This is a genomic window from Streptomyces sp. HUAS 15-9 (assembly GCF_025642155.1).
Classification (GTDB): domain Bacteria; phylum Actinomycetota; class Actinomycetes; order Streptomycetales; family Streptomycetaceae; genus Streptomyces.
Genome location: NZ_CP106798.1, coordinates 1,061,687 through 1,086,016, shown reverse-complemented (window position 1 = coordinate 1,086,016; position 24,330 = coordinate 1,061,687). Strand labels below are relative to the sequence as shown.

21 protein-coding genes and 1 pseudogene are annotated in these 24,330 nt (G+C 70.2%); 9 read left to right on the top strand and 13 right to left on the bottom strand.

Translation table 11 applies throughout. The annotated features are described in order from the left end of the window. Positions 1 to 7: 7 nt before the first annotated feature. The 3 genes from N8I87_RS04850 to N8I87_RS04840 form a co-directional block, all read right to left on the bottom strand. Entirely contained in the window at positions 8 to 613 is a 606-nt protein-coding gene (locus N8I87_RS04850) for an Rv1733c family protein (protein ID WP_263205767.1), read from the bottom strand. A gap of 239 nt (positions 614 to 852) precedes the next feature. Then, on the bottom strand, positions 853 to 1,677 hold the full coding sequence (locus N8I87_RS04845; RefSeq protein WP_263205766.1) for an MOSC domain-containing protein: 825 nt from the start codon (positions 1,675 to 1,677) through the stop codon (positions 853 to 855). 42 nt (positions 1,678 to 1,719) lie between these two features. Continuing rightward, positions 1,720 to 2,184, bottom strand: a complete 465-nt coding sequence (locus N8I87_RS04840) for a DUF6643 family protein (RefSeq protein ID WP_263205764.1) — start codon at positions 2,182 to 2,184, stop codon at positions 1,720 to 1,722. 301 nt (positions 2,185 to 2,485) lie between these two features. Between N8I87_RS04840 and N8I87_RS04835 the strand changes: the two genes are divergently transcribed. Continuing rightward, positions 2,486 to 3,808, top strand: a complete 1,323-nt coding sequence (locus N8I87_RS04835) for a TerD family protein (RefSeq protein ID WP_263205762.1) — start codon at positions 2,486 to 2,488, stop codon at positions 3,806 to 3,808. Between the two features lie 34 nt (positions 3,809 to 3,842). Here the strand turns inward: N8I87_RS04835 and N8I87_RS04830 are convergent, their stop codons facing one another. Further along, a complete protein-coding gene (locus tag N8I87_RS04830; RefSeq protein ID WP_263205760.1) occupies positions 3,843 to 5,036 on the bottom strand; it encodes a glycosyltransferase in 1,194 nt (397 codons plus the stop codon). A gap of 39 nt (positions 5,037 to 5,075) precedes the next feature. On the opposite strand from N8I87_RS04830, the gene N8I87_RS04825 reads away from it, so the two are divergent. After that, positions 5,076 to 5,861, top strand: a complete 786-nt coding sequence (locus N8I87_RS04825; protein WP_263205759.1) for a glutamate racemase — start codon at positions 5,076 to 5,078, stop codon at positions 5,859 to 5,861. 78 nt (positions 5,862 to 5,939) lie between these two features. Further along, positions 5,940 to 6,485 (top strand): hypothetical protein, encoded by a 546-nt coding sequence (locus tag N8I87_RS04820; protein ID WP_263205757.1) that lies wholly within the window; start codon positions 5,940 to 5,942, stop codon positions 6,483 to 6,485. Positions 6,486 to 6,553: 68 nt separating this feature from the next. On the opposite strand, the gene N8I87_RS04815 is transcribed toward N8I87_RS04820, so the two are convergent. Then, positions 6,554 to 7,585, bottom strand: a complete 1,032-nt coding sequence (locus N8I87_RS04815) for an O-antigen ligase family protein (RefSeq protein ID WP_263216300.1) — start codon at positions 7,583 to 7,585, stop codon at positions 6,554 to 6,556. A 231-nt stretch (positions 7,586 to 7,816) separates the two neighbouring features. Between N8I87_RS04815 and lnt the strand changes: the two genes are divergently transcribed. The 4 genes from lnt to N8I87_RS04795 all read left to right on the top strand — a co-directional run bounded on the left by lnt (position 7,817) and on the right by N8I87_RS04795 (position 12,893). Next, on the top strand, positions 7,817 to 9,439 hold the full coding sequence (lnt, locus tag N8I87_RS04810; protein WP_263205755.1) for an apolipoprotein N-acyltransferase: 1,623 nt from the start codon (positions 7,817 to 7,819) through the stop codon (positions 9,437 to 9,439). Positions 9,440 to 9,514: 75 nt separating this feature from the next. Next, positions 9,515 to 9,994, top strand: a complete 480-nt coding sequence (locus N8I87_RS04805; protein ID WP_263205753.1) for an NUDIX hydrolase — start codon at positions 9,515 to 9,517, stop codon at positions 9,992 to 9,994. 54 nt (positions 9,995 to 10,048) lie between these two features. Further along, entirely contained in the window at positions 10,049 to 10,849 is an 801-nt protein-coding gene (locus N8I87_RS04800) for a 3-hydroxybutyrate dehydrogenase (RefSeq protein ID WP_263205751.1), read from the top strand. Between the two features lie 76 nt (positions 10,850 to 10,925). After that, entirely contained in the window at positions 10,926 to 12,893 is a 1,968-nt protein-coding gene (locus tag N8I87_RS04795) for a helix-turn-helix domain-containing protein (RefSeq protein ID WP_263205748.1), read from the top strand. A gap of 45 nt (positions 12,894 to 12,938) precedes the next feature. Here N8I87_RS04795 and N8I87_RS04790 read toward each other — a convergent pair whose 3' ends face one another. Next, a complete protein-coding gene (locus tag N8I87_RS04790) occupies positions 12,939 to 14,348 on the bottom strand; it encodes an MFS transporter (protein WP_263205746.1) in 1,410 nt (469 codons plus the stop codon). A 414-nt stretch (positions 14,349 to 14,762) separates the two neighbouring features. On the opposite strand from N8I87_RS04790, the gene N8I87_RS04785 reads away from it, so the two are divergent. Further along, on the top strand, positions 14,763 to 15,602 hold the full coding sequence (locus N8I87_RS04785; protein ID WP_263205744.1) for an IS5 family transposase: 840 nt from the start codon (positions 14,763 to 14,765) through the stop codon (positions 15,600 to 15,602). Positions 15,603 to 15,768: 166 nt separating this feature from the next. On the opposite strand, the gene N8I87_RS04780 is transcribed toward N8I87_RS04785, so the two are convergent. From N8I87_RS04780 to N8I87_RS44275, 7 genes and pseudogenes are all read right to left on the bottom strand, one after another. Continuing rightward, positions 15,769 to 17,625, bottom strand: coding sequence for an alpha-keto acid decarboxylase family protein (locus N8I87_RS04780; RefSeq protein ID WP_263205742.1), 1,857 nt, complete (start codon positions 17,623 to 17,625; stop codon positions 15,769 to 15,771). After that, the gene (locus N8I87_RS04775) at positions 17,622 to 19,751 is read right to left on the bottom strand and encodes a flavin monoamine oxidase family protein (RefSeq protein WP_317633448.1); all 2,130 of its coding nucleotides are present in this window, start codon (positions 19,749 to 19,751) and stop codon (positions 17,622 to 17,624) included. The genes N8I87_RS04780 and N8I87_RS04775 overlap by 4 nt, the downstream gene beginning before the upstream one ends. A gap of 484 nt (positions 19,752 to 20,235) precedes the next feature. Beyond that, on the bottom strand, positions 20,236 to 21,732 hold the full coding sequence (locus N8I87_RS04770) for a Dyp-type peroxidase (protein ID WP_263205740.1): 1,497 nt from the start codon (positions 21,730 to 21,732) through the stop codon (positions 20,236 to 20,238). Positions 21,733 to 22,111: 379 nt separating this feature from the next. Beyond that, entirely contained in the window at positions 22,112 to 22,546 is a 435-nt protein-coding gene (locus N8I87_RS04765; RefSeq protein ID WP_263205738.1) for a septal ring lytic transglycosylase RlpA family protein, read from the bottom strand. A 78-nt stretch (positions 22,547 to 22,624) separates the two neighbouring features. Then, positions 22,625 to 22,993: a glycosyl hydrolase gene (locus N8I87_RS04760; protein ID WP_263205736.1), complete on the bottom strand. Its 369-nt coding sequence runs from the start codon at positions 22,991 to 22,993 to the stop codon at positions 22,625 to 22,627. Between the two features lie 94 nt (positions 22,994 to 23,087). Next, positions 23,088 to 23,252: pseudogene (locus tag N8I87_RS44280) on the bottom strand (glycosyl hydrolase); the annotation flags it as partial. Then, positions 23,209 to 23,991: a chitinase gene (locus tag N8I87_RS44275; RefSeq protein WP_411577195.1), complete on the bottom strand. Its 783-nt coding sequence runs from the start codon at positions 23,989 to 23,991 to the stop codon at positions 23,209 to 23,211. The pseudogene N8I87_RS44280 and the gene N8I87_RS44275, both read right to left, overlap by 44 nt. Position 23,992: 1 nt before the next feature. Here N8I87_RS44275 and N8I87_RS04745 point away from each other — a divergent pair, with 1 nt between their 5' ends. Beyond that, positions 23,993 to 24,253 (top strand): ATP-binding protein, encoded by a 261-nt coding sequence (locus N8I87_RS04745; protein ID WP_411577194.1) that lies wholly within the window; start codon positions 23,993 to 23,995, stop codon positions 24,251 to 24,253. Positions 24,254 to 24,330: the final 77 nt, after the last annotated feature.

The following is a 24,330-nucleotide window of genomic DNA, read 5'->3' as shown; positions in this document are numbered from 1 at the left end:
AACGCGGTCAGCTGCCCGTGCCGGTCCTGCCCCAGTCCGGGCCCGCCCGGTCCCAGGCCTGGTCCCAACGCGCGTACCTCCGGCGGACCATGCGCCACACGATCAGCCGTCTGCCGCTCTCGACCACCCCCGCGGTCAGGAGCGCCGCGCCGAACCCGGCGAGCACGGCGTGCGTCGTCGCCGTCGCGGAGTCCAATGGGCGGGCAACTATGCGGCCGTGCGAGTCCGTCCAGAGTCTGAAGTGGTCGCCCTTGTGCGGGGACTTGAGGTCCGACATCACCGGGCCGTGGTTCCGGGTGCCGTCCGGCGCGGTCCAGTCGGCGAGGACACGGCTGCGGCTGTCGTGCGCCGAGGTCGAGTCGGGGTCGGGCTCCAGGCGGGCGCTGTCCAGCTTGCGCACCACGGTGGCGGTGACCGGATGACGGGAGTGGTGCTGGTCGACGACGGACTGCTGCAGGGCGTCCTGTGCCACGGCCCCGACGAGCGAACCGATCACGGGTGCGGCCACCACGATGAGCAGCAGGGCCAGGAGAGCCACCCAGGCCTCGGCCAGATCGCTCGTGCGGCGCAGCGGATTGCGCCGCCAGCGCCACAGACCGCTGATTGCTCGCACAGCCCCCCACCCCCCTTCCCGCTCCGTGATAACCCCTGGCGGAGCCGTTCACCCGCGGGCCCGCCGAAGAGAGAGCGAAATCACCTCTGACTCTCTGACCCTCCGACCGGAACCTCTTGCGTACTTCTCACCACACCTCAACGACCGGGGCCCGGCGTCCGGTTCCCCTCCTCCAGAACACAGCGCCCACCTGGAGTGCCGGTCGAGTTCCTCGAGCCCTGGTCGAGGATCCGCACCCGCTAGCCGAGGATCCGCACCGGGTCACCGACCCGTATCGTGCCGGGCGTCGTGGGCACCAGGTTCTGGCCGAAGACGAGGCTGGTGCCGAAGCGGCGGTGCCGTGCCAGGGTGCGCAGGGGCTCCCGGCCGCGCTCCGCGGTGTCCTGGTCGGTCGTGGTCACGACGCACCGCCCGCACGTCTTGGTCACGCGGAACTCCACTTCGCCGACGGCGAGGCGCGACCAGTCGTCCTCGGCCCAGGCCTCGGTGCCCGCCACGACCACGCTCGGCCGGAAGCGGTTCATCGGCAGCGGGCCCTCGTCGGCGTGATCGCCCTGCGCTATCAGGGAGTTCAGGGCGTCGAGGGAGGCGACGGTGGTGACCAGCAGCGGGTAGCCGTCCGCGAAGCTGACGGTCTCACCCGGCAGCGCGTAGTCCGGGTCGATCGGGCGGCGGGTGGCCGGGTCGTCCAGATGGACGAGACGGACGTCGGCCTCGAGGAAGTCGGCGCACCAGGCGCCGGCGGCGTCCTCCGCCAGGACCGCCTCCACCTTGGTGCCGAAGATGTTCACAGGTACCGTGCCCGACTGTTCCGGAACGGACACCGTCATGGGCTCTTGTCCCGGCGCGGACAAGCGAACCCCGCCGCCGGGCACGAGCTCGGCGGCAGCCAGCGCCAGGCGCGGCTGCTCGCGCTGTGTGACGACCTTTCCCCCGTCGTCGATCAGAGCCCAGCGCCGGTCCCCGGACAGCCCCCAGGGCTCCACCACGGCCTGCCGCAGTGAGATGCCCCGGAATGCCTTGACCGGGTGGACGTGAATCGACTGCAGTACGGCGTTCCCCATGAAGCCATGGTGCCAGGCAGCACCGACAGCCGGGGAGACGGGTCAGTAGCCGCGGTACTGCTGCTGGTTGTACGGGTCCTGGTACGGAGCCGGCGCGGGCCGCGGAGCCGCGGGACGCATCGCCTCGTAGCCGGTGCCCGCCGCCATGGGCCGGGGCGGCTGCATCTGCGGCATCTGCTGGCCGGGATAGCCGCGGGGCGCGGTGGCCTGCTGCGGGATGTAGGACGCGGGCGCCTGCTGCAGCGGAGCGGGCTGCGGCATCTGCGGGTAGCCGTAGGAGGGAACGTGGTGCGACGGACCCGCCGGGAGCGCGGGCAGTGCCGAGGGCAGCGCGGGCAGGTGGCCGCCCATCGCCGGCAGGTTGCCACCCATGTCGTAGGCGGCGGGGACCCGGATCGGGGCGATCTGCGGGGTGCCCCGCTCGGCCACGAGCGAGTCGTAGATCGGGGTGTCCGGGAAGGAGGCGGAGTAGTAGCCGCCACCATAAGTGGAGCGGGGGGAGGTCATGGCACATAAGTTAAGCCCACGATGTGCTGGTTGGGGAGACCGATAAGAGGGTTGTTTTCCGTGTCGGCAGTGACGCGGGATCCCTAATCCGAGCGAACTTGGCAAAAAGGGGCGGCGATCAGTGTTCTGATCGTGTAAAGGCCGAGCTCCCGGCGGGTTACCGGGGGTTGGCCAGCGATCTTCCTGTCCCGTCCATGGGAGTACGGCGCCCCTCGGGAATAGGTTGGGCGGGTAGGGATGGAAACCCACGGCCGGGGTGCGGTCCGGCGGGGTGACACACGAGATGGGGGCGTACATGTCAATGCCTAAAGGGTCGAATGCGCCGGTGCCGACGAAGGCCCTGCGCGTCGAATTGGGCTGGCGCTCCGGACCCGGCGTCCCGGACGCGGATGCCTCGGCGCTGCTCCTCGCGGCGGGAAAGGTGCGCTCCGACGGCGACTTCGTCTTCTACAACCAGCCGGCGCACCCTTCCGGCGCGGTCCGGCACGAGGGCAAACGGAACACGGGCGGACGGGTCACCGACACCCTCCTCGTCGACCTCGCACGCGTGGAGGGCACCGTCGAGCGGGTCGTCCTCGCGGCCTCGGCGGACGGCGGCTCCTTCGGGCAGGTGCCGGACCTGTACATCGAGGTCCAGGACAGCGGCGGGGGCGGTGTGGTCGCCCGCTTCGACAGCCCCGGTGCCACGGTGGAAACGGCCTTCGTGCTCGGCGAGTTCTACCGCCGCCAGGGCGGCTGGAAGTTCCGGGCCGTGGGCCAGGGCTACAGCAGCGGACTCGAGGGCCTGGCCACGGACTTCGGGATCACCGTGGACGAGCCGCAGCACACGGCATCGCCCGCCGTCCCGCCCGTCGCACCTCCGGTGACCGTGCCGCCCCCGCCGGCGCCGCCCGCCCCGATGCCCCCGCCCCCGGGGTCCACCGCCCACCTGCCCCCGCCCTCCGGGCCCCCGGTCCACCTGCCTCCGCCCCCGTCGGCACCGCCCGCCCAGCCCGTGCGCCTCAGCAAGGTGACGCTCACCAAGGCGGCCCCCTCGGTGTCGCTGGCCAAGCAGGGCGGCACGTCCGGCACCATGCGTGTCAACCTCAACTGGCAGATGCGCAAGCAGTTCCCCACCTGGGGCGGCCGGCGGGGCGCGGCCCAGGGTGACCTCGACCTCGACCTGTGCGCCCTCTACGAACTCGCCGACGGCCGCAAGGGAGTCGTACAGGCCCTGGGCAACGCCTTCGGATCGCTGCACCGGCCCCCGTACATCCACCTCGACGGCGACGACCGCACCGGCGCCGTGGCGAGCGGCGAGAACCTCACCGTCAACCTCGACCACACCCGCGACTTCCGGCGCATCCTCGTCTTCGTGACCATCTACGAAGGCGCCTCCTCCTTCGCGGACCTGCACGCGACGGTCACCCTCCAGCCGCAGCACGGCGCCCCCGTCGACTTCTCCCTCGACGAGTGCACCGTCCCCTCCACCGTGTGCGCGCTCGCCCTGATCACCAACACGGGCGCCGACCTCGTCGTCCAGCGCGAGGCGCGCTACCTGGTGCCGGATCGCGGAGTGAGCCCGCAGCGCACCGTCGACCGCGCCTATGGGTGGGGCATGAACTGGACCCCCGGCCGTAAGTAGACGGACCCCAGTCGCAACCAATAAGGGGGAGGGGTCAGCCCTCGTCCGGCACGGTGTCCGGACGCGCGTACGTGCGGCCCTTCCAGGCCGCCCCGCGCCCCCTGTAGTGCTGCACCGCGGAGTCGACCGTCATGAGGAGGTAGAGGAACGCGGTGAAGGGCAGCAGGGGAGCGAGCCACAGCGGCAGGCGGTAGTAGCGGAGCATCGGGACGTACGTCGCCGTCATCACCAGCCACGCGGCCGCGCCGGTGACCGCGGCCGCCGTACTTCCCGCCGCGGCACCCGCCACCACGGCCGCCGGCGGCACGAGGTACACCAGCGCCAGCCCGGCGACCGTACCGAGCAGCAGCAGCGGGTTGTGCCGCAGCTGTGCGTACGCGCTGCGCGAGACCATGCGCCATAGGTCGTGCAGCCGCGGGTAGGGGCGCACGCTGTCCACCCGCTCGGCCAGCCCGAGCCAGATGTGACCCCCGGCGCCCTTCACGGCACGGGCGAGGGCCACGTCGTCGATGACGGCGTGCCGGATGGCGTCGGGGATCCGCGCCCGCTCTGCCGTATCCGCGCGCAGGAGCACACAGCCGCCCGCCGCGGCCGCTGTCCGGGCCCCTTTTCGGCCGATTCTGCGGAACGGGTACAGCTGAGCGAAGAAGTAGACGAAGGCGGGCACCACGAGCTGTTCCCACGGGCTCTCCACCCGCAGCCGGGCCATCTGCGACACGGCGTCGAAGTTCCCGGTGCGCGCCGCCGCCACCAGTTGGCGCAGGCTGTCGGGCGCGTGGGCGATGTCCGCGTCCGTCAGCAGCAGGTACTCGGGACCACGCGCGCGTGCCAGGTCGATGCCGTGGCGCACCGCCCAGAGCTTGCCCGTCCAGCCCGCGGGCGGCTCGCCGGGGGAGTCCACCGTCAGCGGCAGTCCGCCGTGACGCGCGGCCAGTGCGCGGGCCAGCTCCCCGGTGCCGTCCGAACTGCCGTCGTCGATCAGGAAGACCTCCGCCCGCCCCGGATACTCCTGTGCCAGCAGCGACGGCAGACTGGCCGGCAGTACGGCGGCCTCGTCCCGGGCCGGTACGACGACACACACGGGCGGCCAGTCGTCCGGATCCCCGCGCGGCGGCAGCCGTACGTCCGTACGCCAGAAGAAGCCCTGGCAGAGCAGCAGCCACAGCCAGGCGGCGAGGGACAGGGCGGAGATCCACACGATCGCGCTCACCCGCGCAGTCTGCACCACCCGGCCGGTCCACAGGGGCCCATCGTCTATCGTGGCCGGGTGAAGATCGCGCTCATGGACTCCGGAATCGGCCTGCTGGCGGCCACCGCCGCGGTACGGCGCCTGCGCCCCGACGCCGATCTCGTTCTCTCCCTGGACCCCGACGGGATGCCCTGGGGACCGCGTACCCCGGAGGACCTCACCGGCCGTGCCCTGGCCGTCGCCGAGGCCGCCGCGGCCCACCGGCCGGACGCGCTCATCGTCGGCTGCAACACCGCGACCGTGCACGCCCTGCCCACGCTGCGCGCCCGGCTGGAGCCCGCCGTCCCGGTGATCGGCACGGTCCCGGCGATCAAGCCCGCCGCGGCCGGCGGCGGCCCCCTCGCGATCTGGGCGACGCCCGCCACCACGGGCAGCCCGTACCAGCGCGGTCTCATCGAGGAGTTCGCCGACGGCGTCCCGGTCACCGAGGTGCCCTGCTGGGGCCTGGCCGAGGCCGTGGAGCACGCCGACGAGGCGGCCATCGACGCCGCCGTCGCCGTGGCCGCCGCACTGACTCCGGACGACGTGACGACCGTCGTGCTGGGCTGCACCCACTACGAACTGGTGGCGGAACGTATCCGCGCCGCGGTGCAGCGGCCGGACGCGCCGCCGCTGGTCCTGCACGGCTCGGCCGGGGCGGTGGCCGCACAGGCGCTGCGCCGGATCGGCCAGGAGCCCGACCCCGGGGCCCCGGCCGACGGCACCCTGACGGTGCTGCTGAGCGGACGCGAGGGCGAGCTGCCCGTGCCCGCGCTGAACTACGCCGAGGGCAGGCTCCTGCCCGCCGTGACCCCCGTCCGCTGACCCCGGGCGCCCTCGTCCGCGGCAGTCACCCTCCGCGACGCGGTACCCGCGCAGCGAAACCTGAGTAACCTCATAGTCATGAGGGACCACCCCCACGACGCGGACGCCTTGCAGCCCGAGGTGTGGACCGGACGCGCGACGAACCGGGCCCAGTGGCTGCCGGCTCTCGCCGGCGCGGCCTGCATGGCGCTCGGCATCGAACTGGCGGTGGACTCCGCCTGGACCTCGGGCGTCGCCCCGCTGGTCATGTCCGTCGTGGGCTGCATCGCGGCCGGACTGCTGGTCCTCTTCGGCACCCTCGCGTTCGTGCATGTCGACCTGAAGCTCGACCGGGAGTGCGTCGAGGTCCGCTGCGGCCATATGGGTGTGCCCCGCCGACGTATCCCGCTCGACCAGGTCGCCGGAGCCGAGTTCGCCCCGATGGTGACTCCGCGGCACTGGGGCGGCTGGGGCTACCGCTGGCGTCCCGAGAAGGGCACGGCGGTCGTCGTACGCCGGGGCGAGGGCGTGGTCCTGCGCCTGTGGGACGGCCATACGTTCACGATCACCGTGGACAACGCGGAGTCCGCGGTGACCGCCATCCGGGACCGGCTGCGGTCGATCGCCCCCGGGACCGCTCGCTGACGTCGCGGGAGTCGTGCGGGGTCACATCGGCACTCCTCGGTGCGGCCCGCGCGACCGGCCGGCCCGAGTCACTGTTCCGCGGGTTCTTGCGCGACGAACGGTCGGGCCGTGGCCAGGCCGGCCAGGAGTCCCGCGCCCACCGACACCGTGGTGAAACTCAGCGCGTTGCCGACCGCGGCGATCGTGGCCAGGGCCGTGAGAGCGGCGCCCGCGCTGAGCGCGACCGGCGTGCTGCGGGGGCTGCGCCACAGCGCGTACAGCACCCAGCAGAACGCCGCCGCAAGGAGCAGCACACCGACGAGCCCCTGTTCGGACGCCTGTTGCAGCGGTGCGGAGTGCGGCTTGCCGTCGGGCAGCAGCGCCTGATGTGCGGTGGTGCTCAGTTCGCCGAAGCGGCCGGGGCCGATGCCCAGGGCGGCGTTTCGGCGGGCCAGCCGCAGCGCGTCCTGCCACAGCCCGACGCGGTGCTGGGTGAGCCGGCCCTCCAGGGTGGCGGTGAGCCCCTCCGGCAGGGTGTTCTCGGCGAGTGCCCAGGTCACTCCGCCCACCAGGGCAACCGCCAGGGCCAGGCTGACAAGTCCCGTGCCGCGCCGGCTCATCCGGCCCGCGGCGAGCGAGCACAGCAGGACGGCGGCGGCCAGGGCACATCCGACGGCCGAGCCCAGGGCCGCCGCGGTCAGCGTGATCCCGAGGGCCAGCAGGCGCAGGGCGAGCCGTAGCGCCGGCACGGGCGTGGCCCACGCGGCACAGCAGGCGGCACCGGTGGCCAGGGTCAGCAGCGCCGCGGTGGCGCCGGTGGGCCCGAGCGGGGTGGTGAACTGGGGGCCGGGCGCGAGGTGGGGCATGGCCACCGCCAGCCCGAGCCCGGCCAGCGCCCCGGCGCAGGGCGCGGCGACCGGCAGCAGGGCTCCGGAGATCCGGCCCGAGGCATAGCCGGCGGCCACGGCCAGCATCGCGAGCAGGACGCCCTCGGGCCGTCCGCCGTGCGCCGCCGCGGTGATCAGCGCCCATGCGGCGCAGGCCCCGAGCACCACGACACCCGTGGCGTCAGAAACGTTTCGTCTGTCGCTCTCCGCGTCCGCCCCCGCCGCGGACGCCATCCCCGTGGAACCCACCCAGTCGCCCCTCGTACCCGTCCCCCGACGTGTGGCTGACCCGTCCGCGCGGCCGGGACGACCGCACGACACAGGCTCCGGCACACCGTAACGGCTGATCACCGTTTTGTGGATGAGCAACGCAGCAAGGATGTGGCTTCCGGACAGCGGCAGCTGTGCTCCCCGCCGTCCGGACCGTCCTGTCCGTGGCAAGGTCACCCGCCGTACACTCCCCGAGTGACCGTCACCGCAACTTCCGTGGACCAGTCGGACCAGCCGGACCAGCTCCAGCCGCAGCCCGCGCCCACCGCGCGCGGCCTTCGGCTGCTCCGGCGTCTGGCCCCGGCCGCAGCCGCCGCGCTCTGCGGCGTGCTCCTGTACGTCAGCTTCCCGCCCCGCACCGTGTGGTGGCTCGCCGTGCCCGCCTTCGCCGGCTTCGCCTGGGTGCTGCGCGACCGCAGCTGGAAGGCGGCCCTCGGTCTCGGCTACCTCTTCGGCCTCGGCTTCCTGCTGCCGCTGCTGGTGTGGACGGGCGTGGAGGTCGGCCCCGGGCCGTGGCTGGCGCTGGTGGCCATCGAGGCGGTCTTCGTCGCCCTCGTCGGTGTGGGCGTCGCCGCGGTGTCCAAGCTGCCCGCCTGGCCGCTGTGGGCGGCGGCCGTATGGATCGCGGGCGAGGCGCTACGTGCGCGCGTGCCCTTCCGCGGCTTCCCCTGGGGCAAGATCGCGTTCGGTCAGGCGGACGGCCTCTTCCTGCCGCTCGCCGCGGTGGGCGGGACGCCGGTGCTCGGCTTCGCGGTCGTCCTGTGCGGCTTCGGTCTGTACGAGGCCGGGCGGCTGGCCGCCGAGGGGCGCCGCACCCGGACCCTGCGCAAGGCGGCCGCGGCCACGGCCCTGCTGAGCGTGGCCGTCCCGGTGGCGGGAGCGGTGGCCGCCCGGGGGCTGGTCAGCGACAAGGCGGAGAACGGCACCGCGACCGTCGCGGTCATCCAGGGCAATGTGCCGCGCGCCGGTCTGGAGTTCAGCGCCCAGCGGCGCGCGGTGCTCGACTACCACGCGCGTGAGACCCGCAAGCTCGCCGCGGACATCAAGGCGGGCAAGGTCGCCAAGCCCGACTTCGTCCTGTGGCCGGAGAACTCCTCCGACATCGACCCCTTCACCAACGCCGACGCGGCCCAGATCCTCGACGACGCGGCCGAGGCCGTCGGCGCGCCCATCTCGGTGGGCGGTGTCGTCGAGAAGGACGGGAAGCTGCTCAACGAGCAGATCCTGTGGGACCCGGTCAAGGGGCCCACGCAGACGTACGACAAGCGGCAGATCCAGCCCTTCGGCGAGTACCTCCCGCTGCGGTCGCTGGTCGGGGCGATCAACAAGAACTGGACCGGCATGGTCCGCCAGGACTTCAGCCGGGGCACGAAGCCGGGCGTGTTCGACTTCGACGGCGCCAAGGTCGGCCTGGTCACCTGCTACGAGGCCGCCTTCGACTGGGCCGTGCGGTCCGAGGTCACCGACGGCGCTCAGATGATCTCCGTGCCGAGCAACAACGCGACCTTCGACCGCAGCGAGATGACCTACCAGCAGCTCGCCATGTCCCGCGTCCGTGCCGTCGAGCACAGCCGTACCGTGACCGTGCCGGTGACCAGCGGTGTCAGCGCCGTCATCATGCCGGACGGGACGATCACCGAGAAGACCGGCATGTTCGTGCCCGACTACCTGGTCCAGAAGGTGCCGCTGCGCTCCTCGAAGACGCCCGCCACCGAGCTGGGCATCCTGCCCGAGATCGCCCTGCTGCTGGTCGCCGCGGGCGGGCTCGGCTGGGCGATCGGCGCCGGTGTGCGCGGTCGGCGCGCCGACGAGGTGTGACCGCACGCCCACACACCGCCAGGCGCCCGAGGCGTGGCGCTGAAGGAAAGGAACCGGCCGGTTAGGGTCGGTTCCATGGCTACTCCTGACTTCATCCGTACGCTCCGCGCCTCCGCCGGACACCAGTTGCTGTGGCTCCCCGGAGTCAGCGCCGTGGTCTTCGACGACCAGGGCAGAGTCCTGCTGGGGCAGCGTGCGGACAACCACAAGTGGGCGGTGCTCTCCGGCATCCCGGATCCCGGTGAGCAGCCCGCCGCCTGCGCCGTGCGCGAGGTGTACGAGGAGACCGCCGTGCGGTGCGTGGCCGAGCGGATCGTGATGGTGAAATCGGGAGGGCCGGTCACCTTCGGCAACGGCGACATCTGCCAGTTCATGGACATCACGTTCCGGTGCCGGGCCGTCGGCGGCGAGGCGCGGGTCAACGACGACGAGTCCCTGCAGGTCGGCTGGTTCGAGGTGGACGCGCTGCCGGAGATGGACGAACGCCATCTCATTCGGATCAAGCAGGCCATGTCCGATGAACCCACGTGGTTCGAGCCTATGAGCTTCGAGTGAAGTATGGGGGCTCACCATATGTGGCCGGGTGGGAGGGCTGCCTAGGGTCGGCACATGACCTCGCCCAGCGCCCTGCCCGGCCATGACGCCCCCACGCTCGACCTCGGCGGCCGTACCGCCCTCGTCACCGGCGCCGCCGGCGGCATCGGCCGCGCCTGCGCGCTGCGCCTCGCGGCCGCCGGGGCCAAGGTGAGAGCCATGGACCGGGACGCAGCGGGCCTGGAAGAGCTGGCCGAGGCGGCCCGCGGCCTGGCGGGCGGCGTCGAACCGCACGTCCTGGACCTCACCGACCTGGACGCCGCCGAACTCGCCGCCGCCGACACCGACGTCCTGGTCAACAACGCCGGACTTCAACTGGTGCGCCCCATCGAGGAGTTCCCGCCCGATGTCTTCCACACCGTGCTGACCGTGATGCTGGAGGCGCCGTTCCGGCTCGTCCGCGGTGCCCTGCCGCACATGTACGGACAGGGCTGGGGCCGCATCGTCAATGTGTCCTCCGTCCATGGTCTGCGCGCCTCCGCCTTCAAGTCCGCCTATGTGGCCGCCAAACACGGTCTTGAGGGCCTGTCCAAGACGGCCGCCCTCGAAGGCGCGCCCCATGGAGTCACCTCGAACTGTGTGAACCCCGCGTATGTGCGCACCCCACTGGTCGAGAAGCAGCTCACGGACCAGGCCCGTGCGCACGGCATTCCTGAGGAACGCGTGCTGACCGAGGTGCTCCTGCAGGACAGCGCCGTCAAGCGGCTCATCGAACCCGAGGAGGTCGCCGAGGCCGTGGCATACCTGTGCGGCCCTCGGGCGTCCTTCGTCACCGGCACATCGCTGGTCCTCGACGGCGGCTGGACGGCGCACTGAGCCACCCGCCGCCCACCCGACCGGAGGTTTTCCACAGGCCCCGACGGACCGACGGACGATGGGGAATCCTGTGACCATGTCCCGCGACCACCTGCACCCCGCCGGACGCCCCGCCACCGGTGCCGGGGCGCCGGCCCGCGCCGCCGTCACACCCGACCCCGGCGCCGAGACACCGTTCCTCGAACTGCTCGCACGCGGCGCGCCCGCGGAGGCGTACGAGCAGCCGGTGCTGCTCGCCCGCGCCGAGGGCCGCCCGGCCGACCGGATCGCCGCGCTGGAGCGGGCCGGACTCCTCGCCCTGCGGGTCCGCTCGGACCTGGAGGGACGCCGCCGCCGCGAGGCGGAGCTGTCCGCCCTCTTCGAGACAGCGCACGACCTGGCGGGCCTCAGGGACCTGGACGCGGTGCTGCAGGCGATCGTGCAGCGCGCCCGCTCCCTGCTCGGCACGGACGTCGCCTACCTCAGCCTCAACGACCCCGACCGGGGCGACACCTATATGCGGGTGACCGAGGGCTCGGTCGCGGCCCGATTCCAGCAGCTGCGCCTGGGCATGGGGGAGGGGCTCGGCGGACTCGTCGCCCAGACGGCCCGGCCGTACGTCACCGACGACTACTTCAAGGACGCCCGCTTCCAGCACACCCTCGCCATCGACGCGGGTGTGCGGGACGAGGGCCTGGTCGCCATCCTCGGCGTACCGCTGATGCTCGGACCCCATGTCATCGGCGTGCTGTTCGCCGCGGACCGGCGCGCCCGGGTCTTCGAGCGGGAGCAGATCGCCCTGCTCGGCTCGTTCGCCGCCCTCGCCGCGGCCGCCATCGACACCGCGAACCTGCTCACCGAGACCCGCTCGGCGCTCGCCGGGCTGGAGCGCGCCAACGAGATCATCCGGGACCGCAGCGCCGTCATCGAACGCGCCTCGGACGTCCACGACCGGCTCGCCGAACTCGTGCTGCGCGGCGGCGGGGTCCACGACGTCGCCGCCGCGGTGTCCCAGGTCCTCCCCGGAACCGTCGAGTTCGCCGAGGCGGACGCCACACCTCCGCGGGCGCTGGAGGCGTCCCGGGCCGAGGGGCACGCGGTGCGGCACGGGGACGACTGGACCGCCGCGGTGGCCGCGGGCGGTGAACTCCTCGGCGCCCTCGTGCTGCGCGGCCACCCGGGCCTCGACCCCGTCGACCAGCTCACCCTCGAACGTGCCGCGATGGTCACCTCGCTGCTCCTGCTCGCCCGTCGCTCCGCCGCCGAGGCCGAGCAGCGCGTTCGCGGCGAACTCCTCGACGACCTCCTCGACGCCCGCGACCGCGACCCCCGCCTGCTGCGCGCCCGTGCGGCCCGGCTGCACGCCGACCTCGACACCACCCATGTTGTCCTGACCGCCCGCCTCGACGGCCCGGCGGCCGACGCCGAGCAGGAGGCCGCCGCCCGCCGCCGGCTGTGGGCCGCGGCCGCCCACCTCGCCGCCACCCGGCACGGCCTGGCCGCGGCCCGCGACGGCGGCACCGTCCTGCTGCTGCCCCTCGGCCCAGGTGACACCGCGACCGACGTGGCCCGCCGCACCGCGCGCCATCTCGGCACCGCCGTCCACGAACCCGTCACCGTGGGCGCCTCCGCCCCCGTCGCCGACCTCCTCGCACACCCCGACGCCTTGGCCACCGCCCATGCCGAGGGCCGCCGCTGTCTCGAGACCCTGCGTCTTCTGGGCCGCTCCGGAGACGGCGCCGCCGCCGAGGACTTCGGCTTCCTCGGACTGCTTCTCGCGGGCGAGCGGGACGTCACCGGCTTCGTCGACCGCACCATCGGCCCGGTGGTGGCGTACGACGAACGGCGCGGTACGGACCTGCTGCGCACCCTCGACGCCTACTTCGCGTGCGGTATGAGCCCGGCCCGCACCAAGGACGAACTCCACGTCCACGTCAACACGGTCGCGCAGCGGCTGGAGCGCGTCTCCCGCCTGCTCGGCGACGACTGGCAGGGCCCCGCCCGCGCCCTGGAGATCCAACTCGCCCTGCGCCTGCGCCGGTTGGCGGCACCGGCACGGCACTGACCCCCGTACGGACGACCTTACGGGGGCCGGTGCGAGAGTGCCCGATCACACGGTGGACGCACCCGACGCGGACGCGCCGGCGGTCTCGGAACCGCCCATGGCCCCGGCCCCGGCTCCGCGCCCGGCCGCGACGTCGGCGAGGTCCCGGTGCCGGGTCTCCTTCGCCACCCCCACCGCGATCAGCGTCAGCACGGCCGCCGCGATCACATACAGGGCGATCGGCGTCGAACTGCCGTAGTCGGAGAGCAGGGCGGTGGCGATGAGCGGCGCGGGGGCACCCGCCGCCACGGACGCGAACTGGGCGCCGATGGACGCGCCGGAGTACCGCATCCGGGTCGCGAACATCTCGGAGAAGAAGGCGGCCTGCGGCGCGTACATCGCACCGTGCAGCACGAGACCCACGGTCACGGCGAGGACGAGGTTCCCGAACGTGGCCGTGTCGACCAGGGAGAAGAAGGGGAACATCCACAGGCCCACCCCGGCCGCGCCCAGCAGATAGACGGGGCGGCGCCCGACCCGGTCGGACAGCGCGCCCCATGCCGGAATGACCGCGAAGTGCACGGCCGAGCCGATGAGTACGGCGTTCAGCGCCGTCTGCTTGGAGACGCCGGCCGACGTGGTGGCGTAGACGAGGATGAACGCGGTGATGACGTAGTAGCTGATGTTCTCCGCCATGCGGGCGCCCATCGCCACGAGCACATCACGCCAGTGGTGCCGCAGGACGGACACGAACGGCAGCTTCTCGGCACCCTCCGCGCGCTCGGCCCTGCGGGCCTCTGCCCGCTCCAAGGCCTCACGGAACACAGGGGATTCATCGACAGAGAGCCGAATCCACAAGCCGATGACGACCAGCACACCGGAGAGCAGGAACGGGATCCGCCAGCCCCAGCTGCCGAAGGCTTCGTCCGACAGCTCGGCGGTGAGCAGCGACAGCACTCCGGTCGCGAGGAGTTGCCCCGCCGGTGCCCCGGTCTGGGGCCACGAGGCCCAGAACCCGCGCCGCCGCGCGTCCCCGTGCTCGGACACCAGCAGCACGGCCCCGCCCCACTCACCGCCGAGCGCGAAGCCCTGGACGAGGCGCAGCGCGGTGAGCAGGACGGGGGCGGCGGCGCCGAGGGTGGCGTGCGTGGGCAGCAGCCCGATCGCGAAGGTCGCGCCGCCCATCAGCAACAGACTCAGCACCAGCAGCTTCTTGCGCCCCAGCCGGTCGCCGTAGTGCCCGAAGACCAGCGCGCCCAGCGGCCGCGCCGCGAATCCGACCGCGTAGGTCAGGAACGACAGCAGCGTGCCGACGAGCGGGTCCGAGCCAGGGAAGAACAACTTGTTGAACACCAGCGCGGCGGCAGAGCCGTAGAGGAAGAAGTCGTACCACTCGATGGTGGTGCCGATGAGGCTCGCGGCCACGATGCGCTTCAGATTGGCGGCTGTCGGGGGAGCGGATGCTGCGGAGGCCATGTGCGCCACTTCCTCGTGTGCGGTGGGGACGGGTACGTGTCGGCACACGGTAGGAAGGAGCACGTCAGGGGCACATGTGGTGGGGCAACATAGTTCGAGGGTTGGCTATGCGTGCGGCCACCATGCCGGTTCACGGAAGGGCGGTTCAGGGGCTCGAAGGTGGTCGAGACGAGTGCAATACGCCCTCTGAGTGGGCGTTCAGGTATGCCTCATGCCGGTATGCGAGTTCTGTCGCTGTGTCAGTTTGAGGTCTTTCGGCGGATCAATGCGCTTCATCACTTCAAGACTTCCGGACCTGCCCGCCCGTTTCGCTCGGCTTCGATCCTCGAAGCGTGTCTGACGTAGAGATGGCACGGAACCGCCCGATGATCACCGGAACCCGATCTTCCGTCACACCCATGATCCCTCTGGAACGTGAGCCAGCGGAAGCCGTACCCCAGCGACCTTTCCGACGCCCGATGGGCCCTAATCGAGCCGACGTTGACGGCCTGGAGAAAAGCCCGGCTCGACCGCAGACCCACCGGGCAGCCGGCCAAGGTCGACCTGCGCGACGTATTCAACGCACTCCTCTACATCAACCGCACGGGAATCCCCTGGAAATACCTCCCACACGACTTCCCGAACTACGGCACCGTCTACGCCTACTATGCCGCCTGGCGCGATGAGGGAATCCTCGCCCAGCTCAACTACGACCTGACCGGGCTCGCCCGCGTGAAGGAAGGGCGCAAGCCCGAACCCACAGGGTCCGTCATCGACACCCAGAGCGTGAAGACCTCCACCAACGTGCCCCTGACCAGCCAGGGAACGGACGCCGCCAAGAAGATCGTCGGCCGCAAGCGAGGCATACTCACCGATACGATCGGACTCATCCTCGCCGTGACTGTCACCGCCGCGAGCCTCTCCGAGAACGCCGTAGGAATACGTCTTCTCGACCAAGCCAAGAAGACGTATCCAACCATCGCCAAGAGCTGGGTCGACACCGGCTTCAAGAACGCCGTCATCGAGCACGGCGCACGTCTCGGAATCGACGTCGAAGTCGTCAACAGAAACCCCGGAGTTCGCGGCTTTCACGTTGTCAAAAGACGCTGGGTAGTCGAGCGAAGCCTGGGTTGGCTTATGTTGCACCGGCGCCTTTCTCGCGATTACGAGACCCTTCCCGCCAGCTCCGAGGCCATGATCCACGTCGCCTCGATCGACAACCTCGCCAAGCGCATAACGGACGAGACGACACCAACCTGGCGAGGGACTTACTAGAATAGAAAGGGCAATTCGCCTAGATCAAATGCCCTCTGAGATCGCGGCGCCCTGCGACGCATGGTGATCCGCACCGCGTGGTCATCGGCAACCACACGCTACGGACGCCTGTGCCAGAAGGTCTTGGTCTTCTGGCGCGGGCGTCCGTCAGCTGTGCAGCGCCTCGTCAGGGACAGTTCTCGGTGATCTTGTAGTGAAGGGCGCGGGGGTAGTCGTGACGGCTGAGGCGGACCTGGACCAGCAGCGGTCCCTGGTTGACCGAGTCGTTCGGCTCGCCGATCCGCTTCAGCACGGATTCCAGTTCCGTGTGGGTGGTGACCGTCATGCCGGTCATCGGGCTCTTGGCCGAGCCGAAGACCTTGGCCAGTTGGTCGTAGTGCCACTGGTGCAGGTTGTTGTAGAAGTCGGCGCCGTCGGACGGCTTCTGCTGGTAGTAGCACGGGTTGACCAGCATCTGCTCGATGCCGTAGAAGCCCTCGTTGTCCAGCACGAAGATCACCGGGTTCAGCCGGTGCCGGGTATGTGTGGACAGTTCCTGGCACGTCTCCTGGAACGCGCCGTCGCCGACGAACACCATCGGCCGTTTGCCCGCGGGTTCCCGGGCCATCGCGACGCCGGTGGCCGCGCCGACCGAGTAGCCGATGGACAGCCACGCGTTCTGCGCCAGGTATCCGGCGCGCTCGACGGTGTGCAGGTTCATCGAGCCCAGGAGGGCGAACGCCGCGTCGGACAGGAGGGTGAACGGTGAGGTGGCCTGGGTGCCCGTGCCCGAAGCCTGGCTGTCGAGGAAACCGCTGATGTGCTGGAAGAAGCTATCGTACGTCAGCTCCGCCTGGAAGTCGGTAGCGCTGAGCTGGGCCTGGTAGGCGGCCGTGCTCTCGGGCACCGGGGCCCCTTCGGCGTGCGCCTGGGCGAAGTAGTCGGCGGCGAAGGCGCGCGGGCCGAACTCGGTCACCAGCGCCTCGCGCAGCGCTGGGATGAACCGTTCCAGCTGGATGTCAGGGTAGTACGAGGCGCCGACGCTCACTCCTTCGCGGGCGGCCACGCACCAGTCGTCGCCGATGTCCTGCTCGCCGCCGAGGTTCTTCGACGTCGACCAGGTGCCCAGCCCGATGCGGCACTTGGCCCGCTGGAATACCTCCCGTACGTACGGATCACTGGCCTTGCCGTTGTAGACGCCGACGAATCCCGGGGTGTTCTCCGAGACCACGGACTTGCCTCCGACGGTCGTGCAGAACGGCATCCCGGTGTCCTGCACGAGTTCGGTGAGGGGATGGGAGAGACGGAACCGGTCGATCTCCTCGCCCGCCCACAGGATGGGCGAGCCCTGTACTCCCCCCTTCCGTTTGACGAGGTCGACGGCGGCGGCGACCGCCTTGGCCAGCATGGTCCGGTTCTTGGGGGTGAACGGGCGTTGCCTGGGGGCCAGACGGCCCTGGGGTGCTTCGCATTCAGCGGCCCAGACGTCCTCCATGACCTCGAGATACACAGGCCGGCGCTCGGACAGGCAGGCGACGATGGCGCTGTCGATCTGGACGGGGGCCAGTCCCGGGTTGGAGATCACCTGCGCGTCGACCGTGACCTGGCGGTACACGTCGAGGTTGCTCTCCCGGCGCTGGCTCATGTGGGAGGTGAGCAGGCCGATGGCCTGGTAGTTGAGCCACTGCTCATAGGTCGGGCAGGCGTTGATCGCGATGAGCGGTACGTACTCGACGTAGGCGCCCCCGATGGGGTTGAGCAGATTGAACGCTCCGACGCTGTAGGTGACGGCGACGGCACCGACGCCGAAGCCGCCGTCAGGGGCGTCGGCGTGGCGGGCCCGCGCATAGGCGTCGGCCGCATAACCGGCCCCGACCTCGGTCGGCGTGCCCACCCACGTCACCTGCGGGTTGTGCTGCTTCATGATGGAAAGGAACGGGCCCAGGTGGTTGCCGGGTACGCCGAACAGGTGCTTGATTCCGAGCTGTTCGAGTCGGGTGGCCAGATACCGCGCCACGTTCCATGTCGAGGGCTGGTGCGTCACTGTGCCTGTACCTCCGCGAACTGTCGCTCGTCCACCGCTTCGCGTCCCACCTCGCGTTCCACGGGCACCGTGTAGGACGGAGGCGACGCCTTCTCGTGCACGTCGATGGCGGCGCGGACCGCCGTCTCCACGGCGCCCTCGATCCAGGCGTGCTTCAGCGAGGTGTGCTCGCCAGCGAAGTGCACCGGCCCTTCGGGCTTGACCGCGTCAAGGTGGAAGCTGGTCATCTGGTGCGGTGTGTAGATCGCGGCCTCCCCGAAGGCGTACGGGTTGCGCAGCCAGCTCTGGGTCTGCCCGGCGCCCGTGTAGAACACCTCGATGCGACGGCCGTGGACCAGTTGCAGGTTCCGCAGGGCGTGGACGTAGCGTTGGGCGTCCTCCATCGAGTCCCAGCGTGCCGCGTCGTCGGACCAGGAGTATGTGGCCAGGACCACCCCGCCGCCCTTGCTGCCCGGCACCGGGTGGGAGGGGTAGTAGATGTACCGGTTGGGGTTGTCGGTGGTCGAGCCACCCCCGAACACGTTGGTCGCCGGCCGAAGCGGTGCCCCGCGCAGCGGCTCCTGGCGGTAGTACTCGAGCTGCCTGGGGTCGATGAGCTGTTCCTGCACGCTGCCGTGGGCACCGAGCAGCCCCGTCGGCAGTGAGCCGAGCTGAGAGGGCAGGTCGTCCGCGGGCTCAACGGGGGCCTTGGCGGACTGCTGGTAGAAGTCGTACAGGCCAGGATCGATGGACTCCAGCTCCCGGCGCCAGTCCTCCTCGGTGAACTCCCACCACCGCTTGGAGAACTCCAGCAGGACCTTCGTCGCCTGGTCGTAGTGCGTCTCGATGACGGCCCGTCGCTTCTTGTACGAGAACGGCGGCGACACCTCGACGAAGCGGAAGCTCGAGAAGGGGACCGTGACGATCGCCATGTCACCCCTCCACACCCGGGGCGGTCCGCTCAGGGAGTCCTCGGGCTCGGTGTGGATCGCGACGGTGCGCCCCGGCTCCGGGCCCACGTGTTCGCGCCGCTCACCGTCCCGGTGCGGGTCCCAGTACTCCAGGCGGACCATCCGGTGTCCCATCACCAGCTCGTCCTGAAGCCCTTCGGCGAGTTTGTCGGGCAGCATCTCGGTGCCGCCCTCGATCTCCCAGTAGGTGACGTTCGGGTTGATGTCACTGCGACCCAGGAAGCTGTGGAAGAACGACAGGTGGAGCCGCGAGGTGAGGTTCTCGATCGAGCCGGCGGCCTCGATGGCCTCGTCGCTCAGACCGGCGTGGTCGCGCAGGAAGTCGCCCATCGAGCAGCCGTCGAAGTCGTGGACCACCCGCGCCCAGCCTTCGAGCCACTCCTTGAACGGCTTGTTCACCCGTTGCTGCGTGCCGTCCTGGCCGGTCACGGAGTCGGAGTAGTAGTCCCTGACCTCTTCCAGAGCATCGTTGATCATCTGGCTGGTGGTCAGCCGTGCTTCGTCCCCCGTCAGGTGGAAGCCCTCGTTGATCAGCGTGGGGTCGTCCGCGTACTCGGACCGGCGGGCCTGGACGGAGTTCATCTGGATCCAGGTGTCGTTCCGCTTGTGGGGCTCCCGGAAGTCGGGGCTGTCCTGTCCGTACCTCCACTCCTGACCGGTGAAGGATTTGTAGACCACGGGGGGTACGGGCGCCTTCTGGAAGCCCGTACGGGGGTCGACGTCGACGTTGTAGAACAGCCGGCGCTTCAGCCCGAGCTTGTCGATCAGGGCGAGGGTGAGGGGGTGGAAGTCGGGCAGCCGCATGGCTCCCGCCTCCGCGTACTGGGCCGGATCGGTGAACGGGCCCTGTACCTCGCCCTCCCGGCGGCGGAAGGTCTTGATACGTCCGCCCACCCGGCTGGCGTTGGCCTCCAGGATCGTGACCTTGTGGCCGGCCTGTTTGAGCAGCGTCGCGGCCACCAGACCGGAAATCCCGGCCCCGACGATCAGCACCTCCTTCGGCCGCCCGGGCGGCTGTACGGGAGCCAGCCCCCGGTCGATGAGGACGTCGAGGAAGCGCAGCTTCAGGTCCTCGTTCTTCGGCTCGGGACCGATCAGAAGCAGCTCGCGCGCCAGCTGGAGACAGGTCTCCCAGCGCACGCGGTTCCTCCAGAGGTCGGTTTGGGTGTTGTCCATGGCATCTGTTCCCTTCTGGGTGAAGCGAGAGCCGCGAGACCCGATGGCTACGGCACGCCGGCCTTCCGTGGCCGTGCGGCCCCGCAAGGCCGGCGTGCCGCATGACGACGCCGTCGGCCTGTCGGGCAGGACCTTGCTCGCGACGTGGATGAACGAGGCCTGGCCGCCTGCGCGCGGGCACGCCGGGCGCAGGCGGGAGACCATCGCCGAACAACTCCCTGCGGCACGCGGGCAGGCAGGGAGGGCCCGAACTGCTGGGGCTGAGGGGGATGGAGCGACATTGGAAGCATGTTCGAACACGAAGCGTGCTCGAACATGCACAATTAGTACCTTTGTCGCCAAGACTCCGTGTGTCAACTCGTAGTCGGGAGACTGCAAGCCGGTCTGGTCATCGCAAGCGGCCGTCTCGACCACGGCCAGGCCCGGCCGGCCCGAACCCGCTACGGCCCACCGCTCCCGGTGGGCCGTAGTGAGTGTGTGCGTGTCACACGCCGGGGTTCTTCAGGAAGCTCAGGCTCGGCATGAAGAAGTACTCGCCGCCCCTCATGACGACCGCCTGCTTGAGCGTGACCTTGATGCGCTCGCTCTTGCCGTGCTTCTTCGGCCATTCCTGCTCCGTCGACGGGCCCTGGCCGACGATCGGGTCGAGACCGGTGTCCAGAGCGCCGGGCGGCTTCGGCTTGACGCTGGGGCGCAGGAATCCCGTGTTGTTGCACCAGGACTCCTGCATGAACTCAAACTGGTGCTCAATGCTGCTCTGTGCGCACAGAAACAGCAGACCGACTCTCTTGCCCTTCTCGAAGCTGATGGCCCGGCGGACGATGCGGTGGCTTCGCTCTGTTGTCGCGTCGCCCGTCTCGTTACGCGGGTTGGTCTTGCGGGTGTGTGCCTGGAAGGGGCACTTGTCGCCGTTGGCGTCCGCGCTGTAGTCGAAGTCGTTCGGGATGTCCTTGCCGACCCCGCTCTCCGAGGCGAACGCCACCACGGGTGCGCCGTCGCGGAATCGTCCCACCATGTAGGCGCCGGCCAACTCCTTGTCCGCCTCGTTGGCCGCCTCCCGACCGTCCTTGTGAGCCAGCGCGGTGGCGAGCGTGAACCTGTCCTGCTTGAACTGGGCGACCTTCTGTTCGAGCTTGCGATAGACGAAGTACGAGCCATAGGTCTCGTCCTTGCCACCCGGCTCCTTGACCAGAACCAGCCCCAGCGGCGCCCGCGGGTCGTAGCGGAACTTGCCATTGGGGGGTTTCACCTTGGCGACGTCCTTGGCGTAGAACAACGGGTTGCTCACTCCGTCGACGAACCCGAAGTGCTCCCTGACCGGACCGTTCTCGCCGTAGCGCAGTACGAGCCCCGTCTCGGTGTGTGCGATCGTTCCGCCGTTCTTCCCGACATCGTCGCTGATCTTCTTCGCCTCTGCCGCGACCTTGGCGGGGCTGTCGTCGGCGACGATGACGAGGGCGTGGAGGTCCTTGCGGAAATCCTCCTCCCATTGGTTCTCGGGATCGCCACCGGAGGGTGCCTTCAGCGGCGGGTCGGCGAGCTTCCTGATCGTGTCGGGGTGCTGCGCACCGCGCTGGAAGGCCGCGTCCTGCGGGATACGCTCCTTGGGGATGCCCAGCTTCAGGTAGCCCTTGTGGGAGAGCAGCAGGTTGATGAAGACGCTGCTCTGCTGCTCCGTCAACTGTTCGTCCCGCCATGCGGCGGGGTAGCCGTGTTTCTCGGACTCCTCGAAGAGGTTGTGGCGTTTCAGCGAATCCTTCCACTGCTTCGACGCCGACGTCACGCGGTCGGCCATCGAGGCGACCCACTTCTTGGCCTTGCCCACATCCGTGAAAGTGATGAACAGATGCTGGCTGTGATCGCGTCCATGGCTCTTCAGGATGTTGCCCTGAATGTCGCTCAGGGGCGCCTCCAGGTCGGGTGGGAGCTGTGCCTTCGGGTCTTCCGGCCCGATTGCTTGCTTGGTGAGGTCCAGCGGCATGGCGTACTACTCCGTTCGGATGATCACGGGGAGTTTGGATCGGCGCGTCGCGCCGCTGTCCGCCTTCCTCTGTGCTCGCCGCGAGTAACGCATCAGGTGTGCGATTACTTCGAACGCTTCGGACTGTCGCCCGCATGATCCGCCACATGCCGGACAACGCAGCCCGCCTTCGCCGGATCACCGCGTACGTCGAGTCGGTTCGGCGGCTGCCGCACGCAAGGCCTCGATACGAGGTGCGACACCGGCTGGGCCGGTGTCCTGGCCGGCCTGCCGGTGTCGACCGACCGACCGGCCGCGCCTCCGCCGTGCGTCCGTCCCCGAGATCGGGGACGGGCGCCACGCTCTTGGGTGTCCCGTCAGACGGACACCGCGGTGGAGGTCACCTCAGCACCTTCTGTCGGACGACGATGTGGCCGGCATCGGGGTTGAGGCTGCCGCCGAGACGGCGGAAGGCTCCGTCGGTCAGATCCAGGCACAGAGGTACCTCCTTCGTCCGTTTGAAGGTGCCGCGGTCATTGATGCGCACGACCAAGGACTTGCCGTTCGCCACGTTGGTGGCCTTCACCCTTGTACCGAACGGCAGCTGATGCCTGCGGCTCAGTGAAGTGGAGGCGGCGTTCTTGCTGTTGTCGAAGATGTCGCCGTTGGACGTCTGGCTGCCGGCGGGTATCGGGCCGTGGTGCGTCGCCCAGCACGGCTCCCTGTGGGCCTGCACGGGGCTGGGCGCGGCCGAACTCGCCGGTGCGAGCGCCACCGTCGCGGTCAGCGCGGCGACACCGGCCGCGAGTGAGACTCGCAGGATCCGCTTGCCCATGTTCTTGCCTCGATTTCCCTTGTCGTTGGATCTGGATCTGGGTGGGGAGTGAATGAGTTCCGGGGGTGCGTGTCCTTGTCAACCCGCCGCGCGGTAGGCGGCGCCCACCCGGTTGGCCTTCGCGCCGTGGTAAAGACCGGTGCCGTCGCCGCGGTTCGTGGAGAGGGTGAACCAGGCGTACCGATGGACGTAGGGCAGTTGCCGCAGCATGGCCGTCGACTTCTTCACGAACGAGGCCTGCTGCGCCTTCGTCGGATACCGCGGGGTCCCGGCCGAGAAGCCGGTCAGCGCGTATTCGGTGAGCCAGATCGGCTTCTTGTAGCGCTGGTGCACGGCCTGGAGGTACGTGCGCAACTGCGCGGTCGCGCGCCGGGCGTTGAAGTCCGCGCCATACCAGTGCAGGGGGATGAAATCGACCCGGTAGTGACAAGCGGCGGCGCCCTTCATGAAGCGGTCCGGCCGGCCACCGGCGACATCGCCCCCCGGTGGCCACCGCCGGAGCGCCGAGTCGCATACGGGTCGACTGCAACCGGGGCCACAGGTCGAGTGCCTGGCGCACCGTCATGTGTGCCTGATCCGCCCGGTCGGGCTCGTTGAAGCCGAGCAACGTCCTGCCCTGCTTCCTGGCCCGGTCGAGCTCCTCCTCGGTCACCGAGCCGGCGTCATGGATCATGGGGACGAACTCGACGCCGCGCGGTGCCCTGATCCCGCCCCTGCCCGAGGCCCAGGTGTAGAACCAGCCGACCTTCGCATCGGCCAGTGCCTTGGTGACCCCGTCGAAGTCCCGGGCTGATGCCCTTCTTCTTCGCCGGCGCGGCGGAGGTACCGGCATGACCGCCGGCCGCGAGCGCCGCGGCCGAGGTCCACGACCGGATCGCGAAGTACAAGAAGTTCACCAGGATGCTCAGCGTCGGCACGGGCCCGTACCTGAGCTGCTGACACCCGGATGACCTGCCGCCGTTGCACTCGACAGCGTCGTTGATGCTGCGGATCGTCTCGCCGAAACCGCCGCTCTCGACCATCGCGTGATGCGACGTCATGGTGCCCGGGCCGGACTGGGTCATCCAGTACCAGAGCGCCAGCTTCCACGTCACGGTGGAGTTCTCCGCCGCGAGATTCGGGTGGTGCAGCAGGTCGACGTGGAACGCGTCACCGGCGGCCTTGTAGTTGTAGTTCCAGCTGATCTGGAGCGGGCCGCGGCCGTGGTACGCGGACTGGCCGGCCGGGCAGCCGTACGGCTCTTGGGTGCAGTAGGTCGGCCAGGCAGCCTTGTTCTGCTCGTTGATGTAGATCAGACCGCTGGTCTCGTGGCTGACGTTCGCGAGGAACGCGGCGGCCTCACGCTTCCCGGTCTTGGCGTCACCGGTGTGTGCGAAGGCCGGGAACGCCTTCATCGCCTCGACCAGGCCCTTGTAGCTGTAGAGCTTCTTGTGCTTCGGGAACATCTTGTACGGCGGTCCCTGGAGCGAGGGCTCAGGCAGCCCCGGCTCCGGTCTCGGCCTGACCCTGGTCGCCCAACAGGTCGCCCTGCACCGAGGCCGGATCACCGTGCGGGACCGTGCCGACCATCGCCCAGGCACCCGCTTCGAGGTTCGGCTGCCGGCCACGACCGTCGGGGACGTGGAGCACACCCTGCCGCTACTGCGCCGGGACTGGCTGGCCAGCACCGGCGGCGAACCACCGGATCCCGTTCACCACTCACGCTGAAGTGTCTCAGCCACTCCTGGGTGGCCTCGTAGCGGACGGCGAGCTCCTCGGGAACTGCTTTCCGCTCACCCTGACTG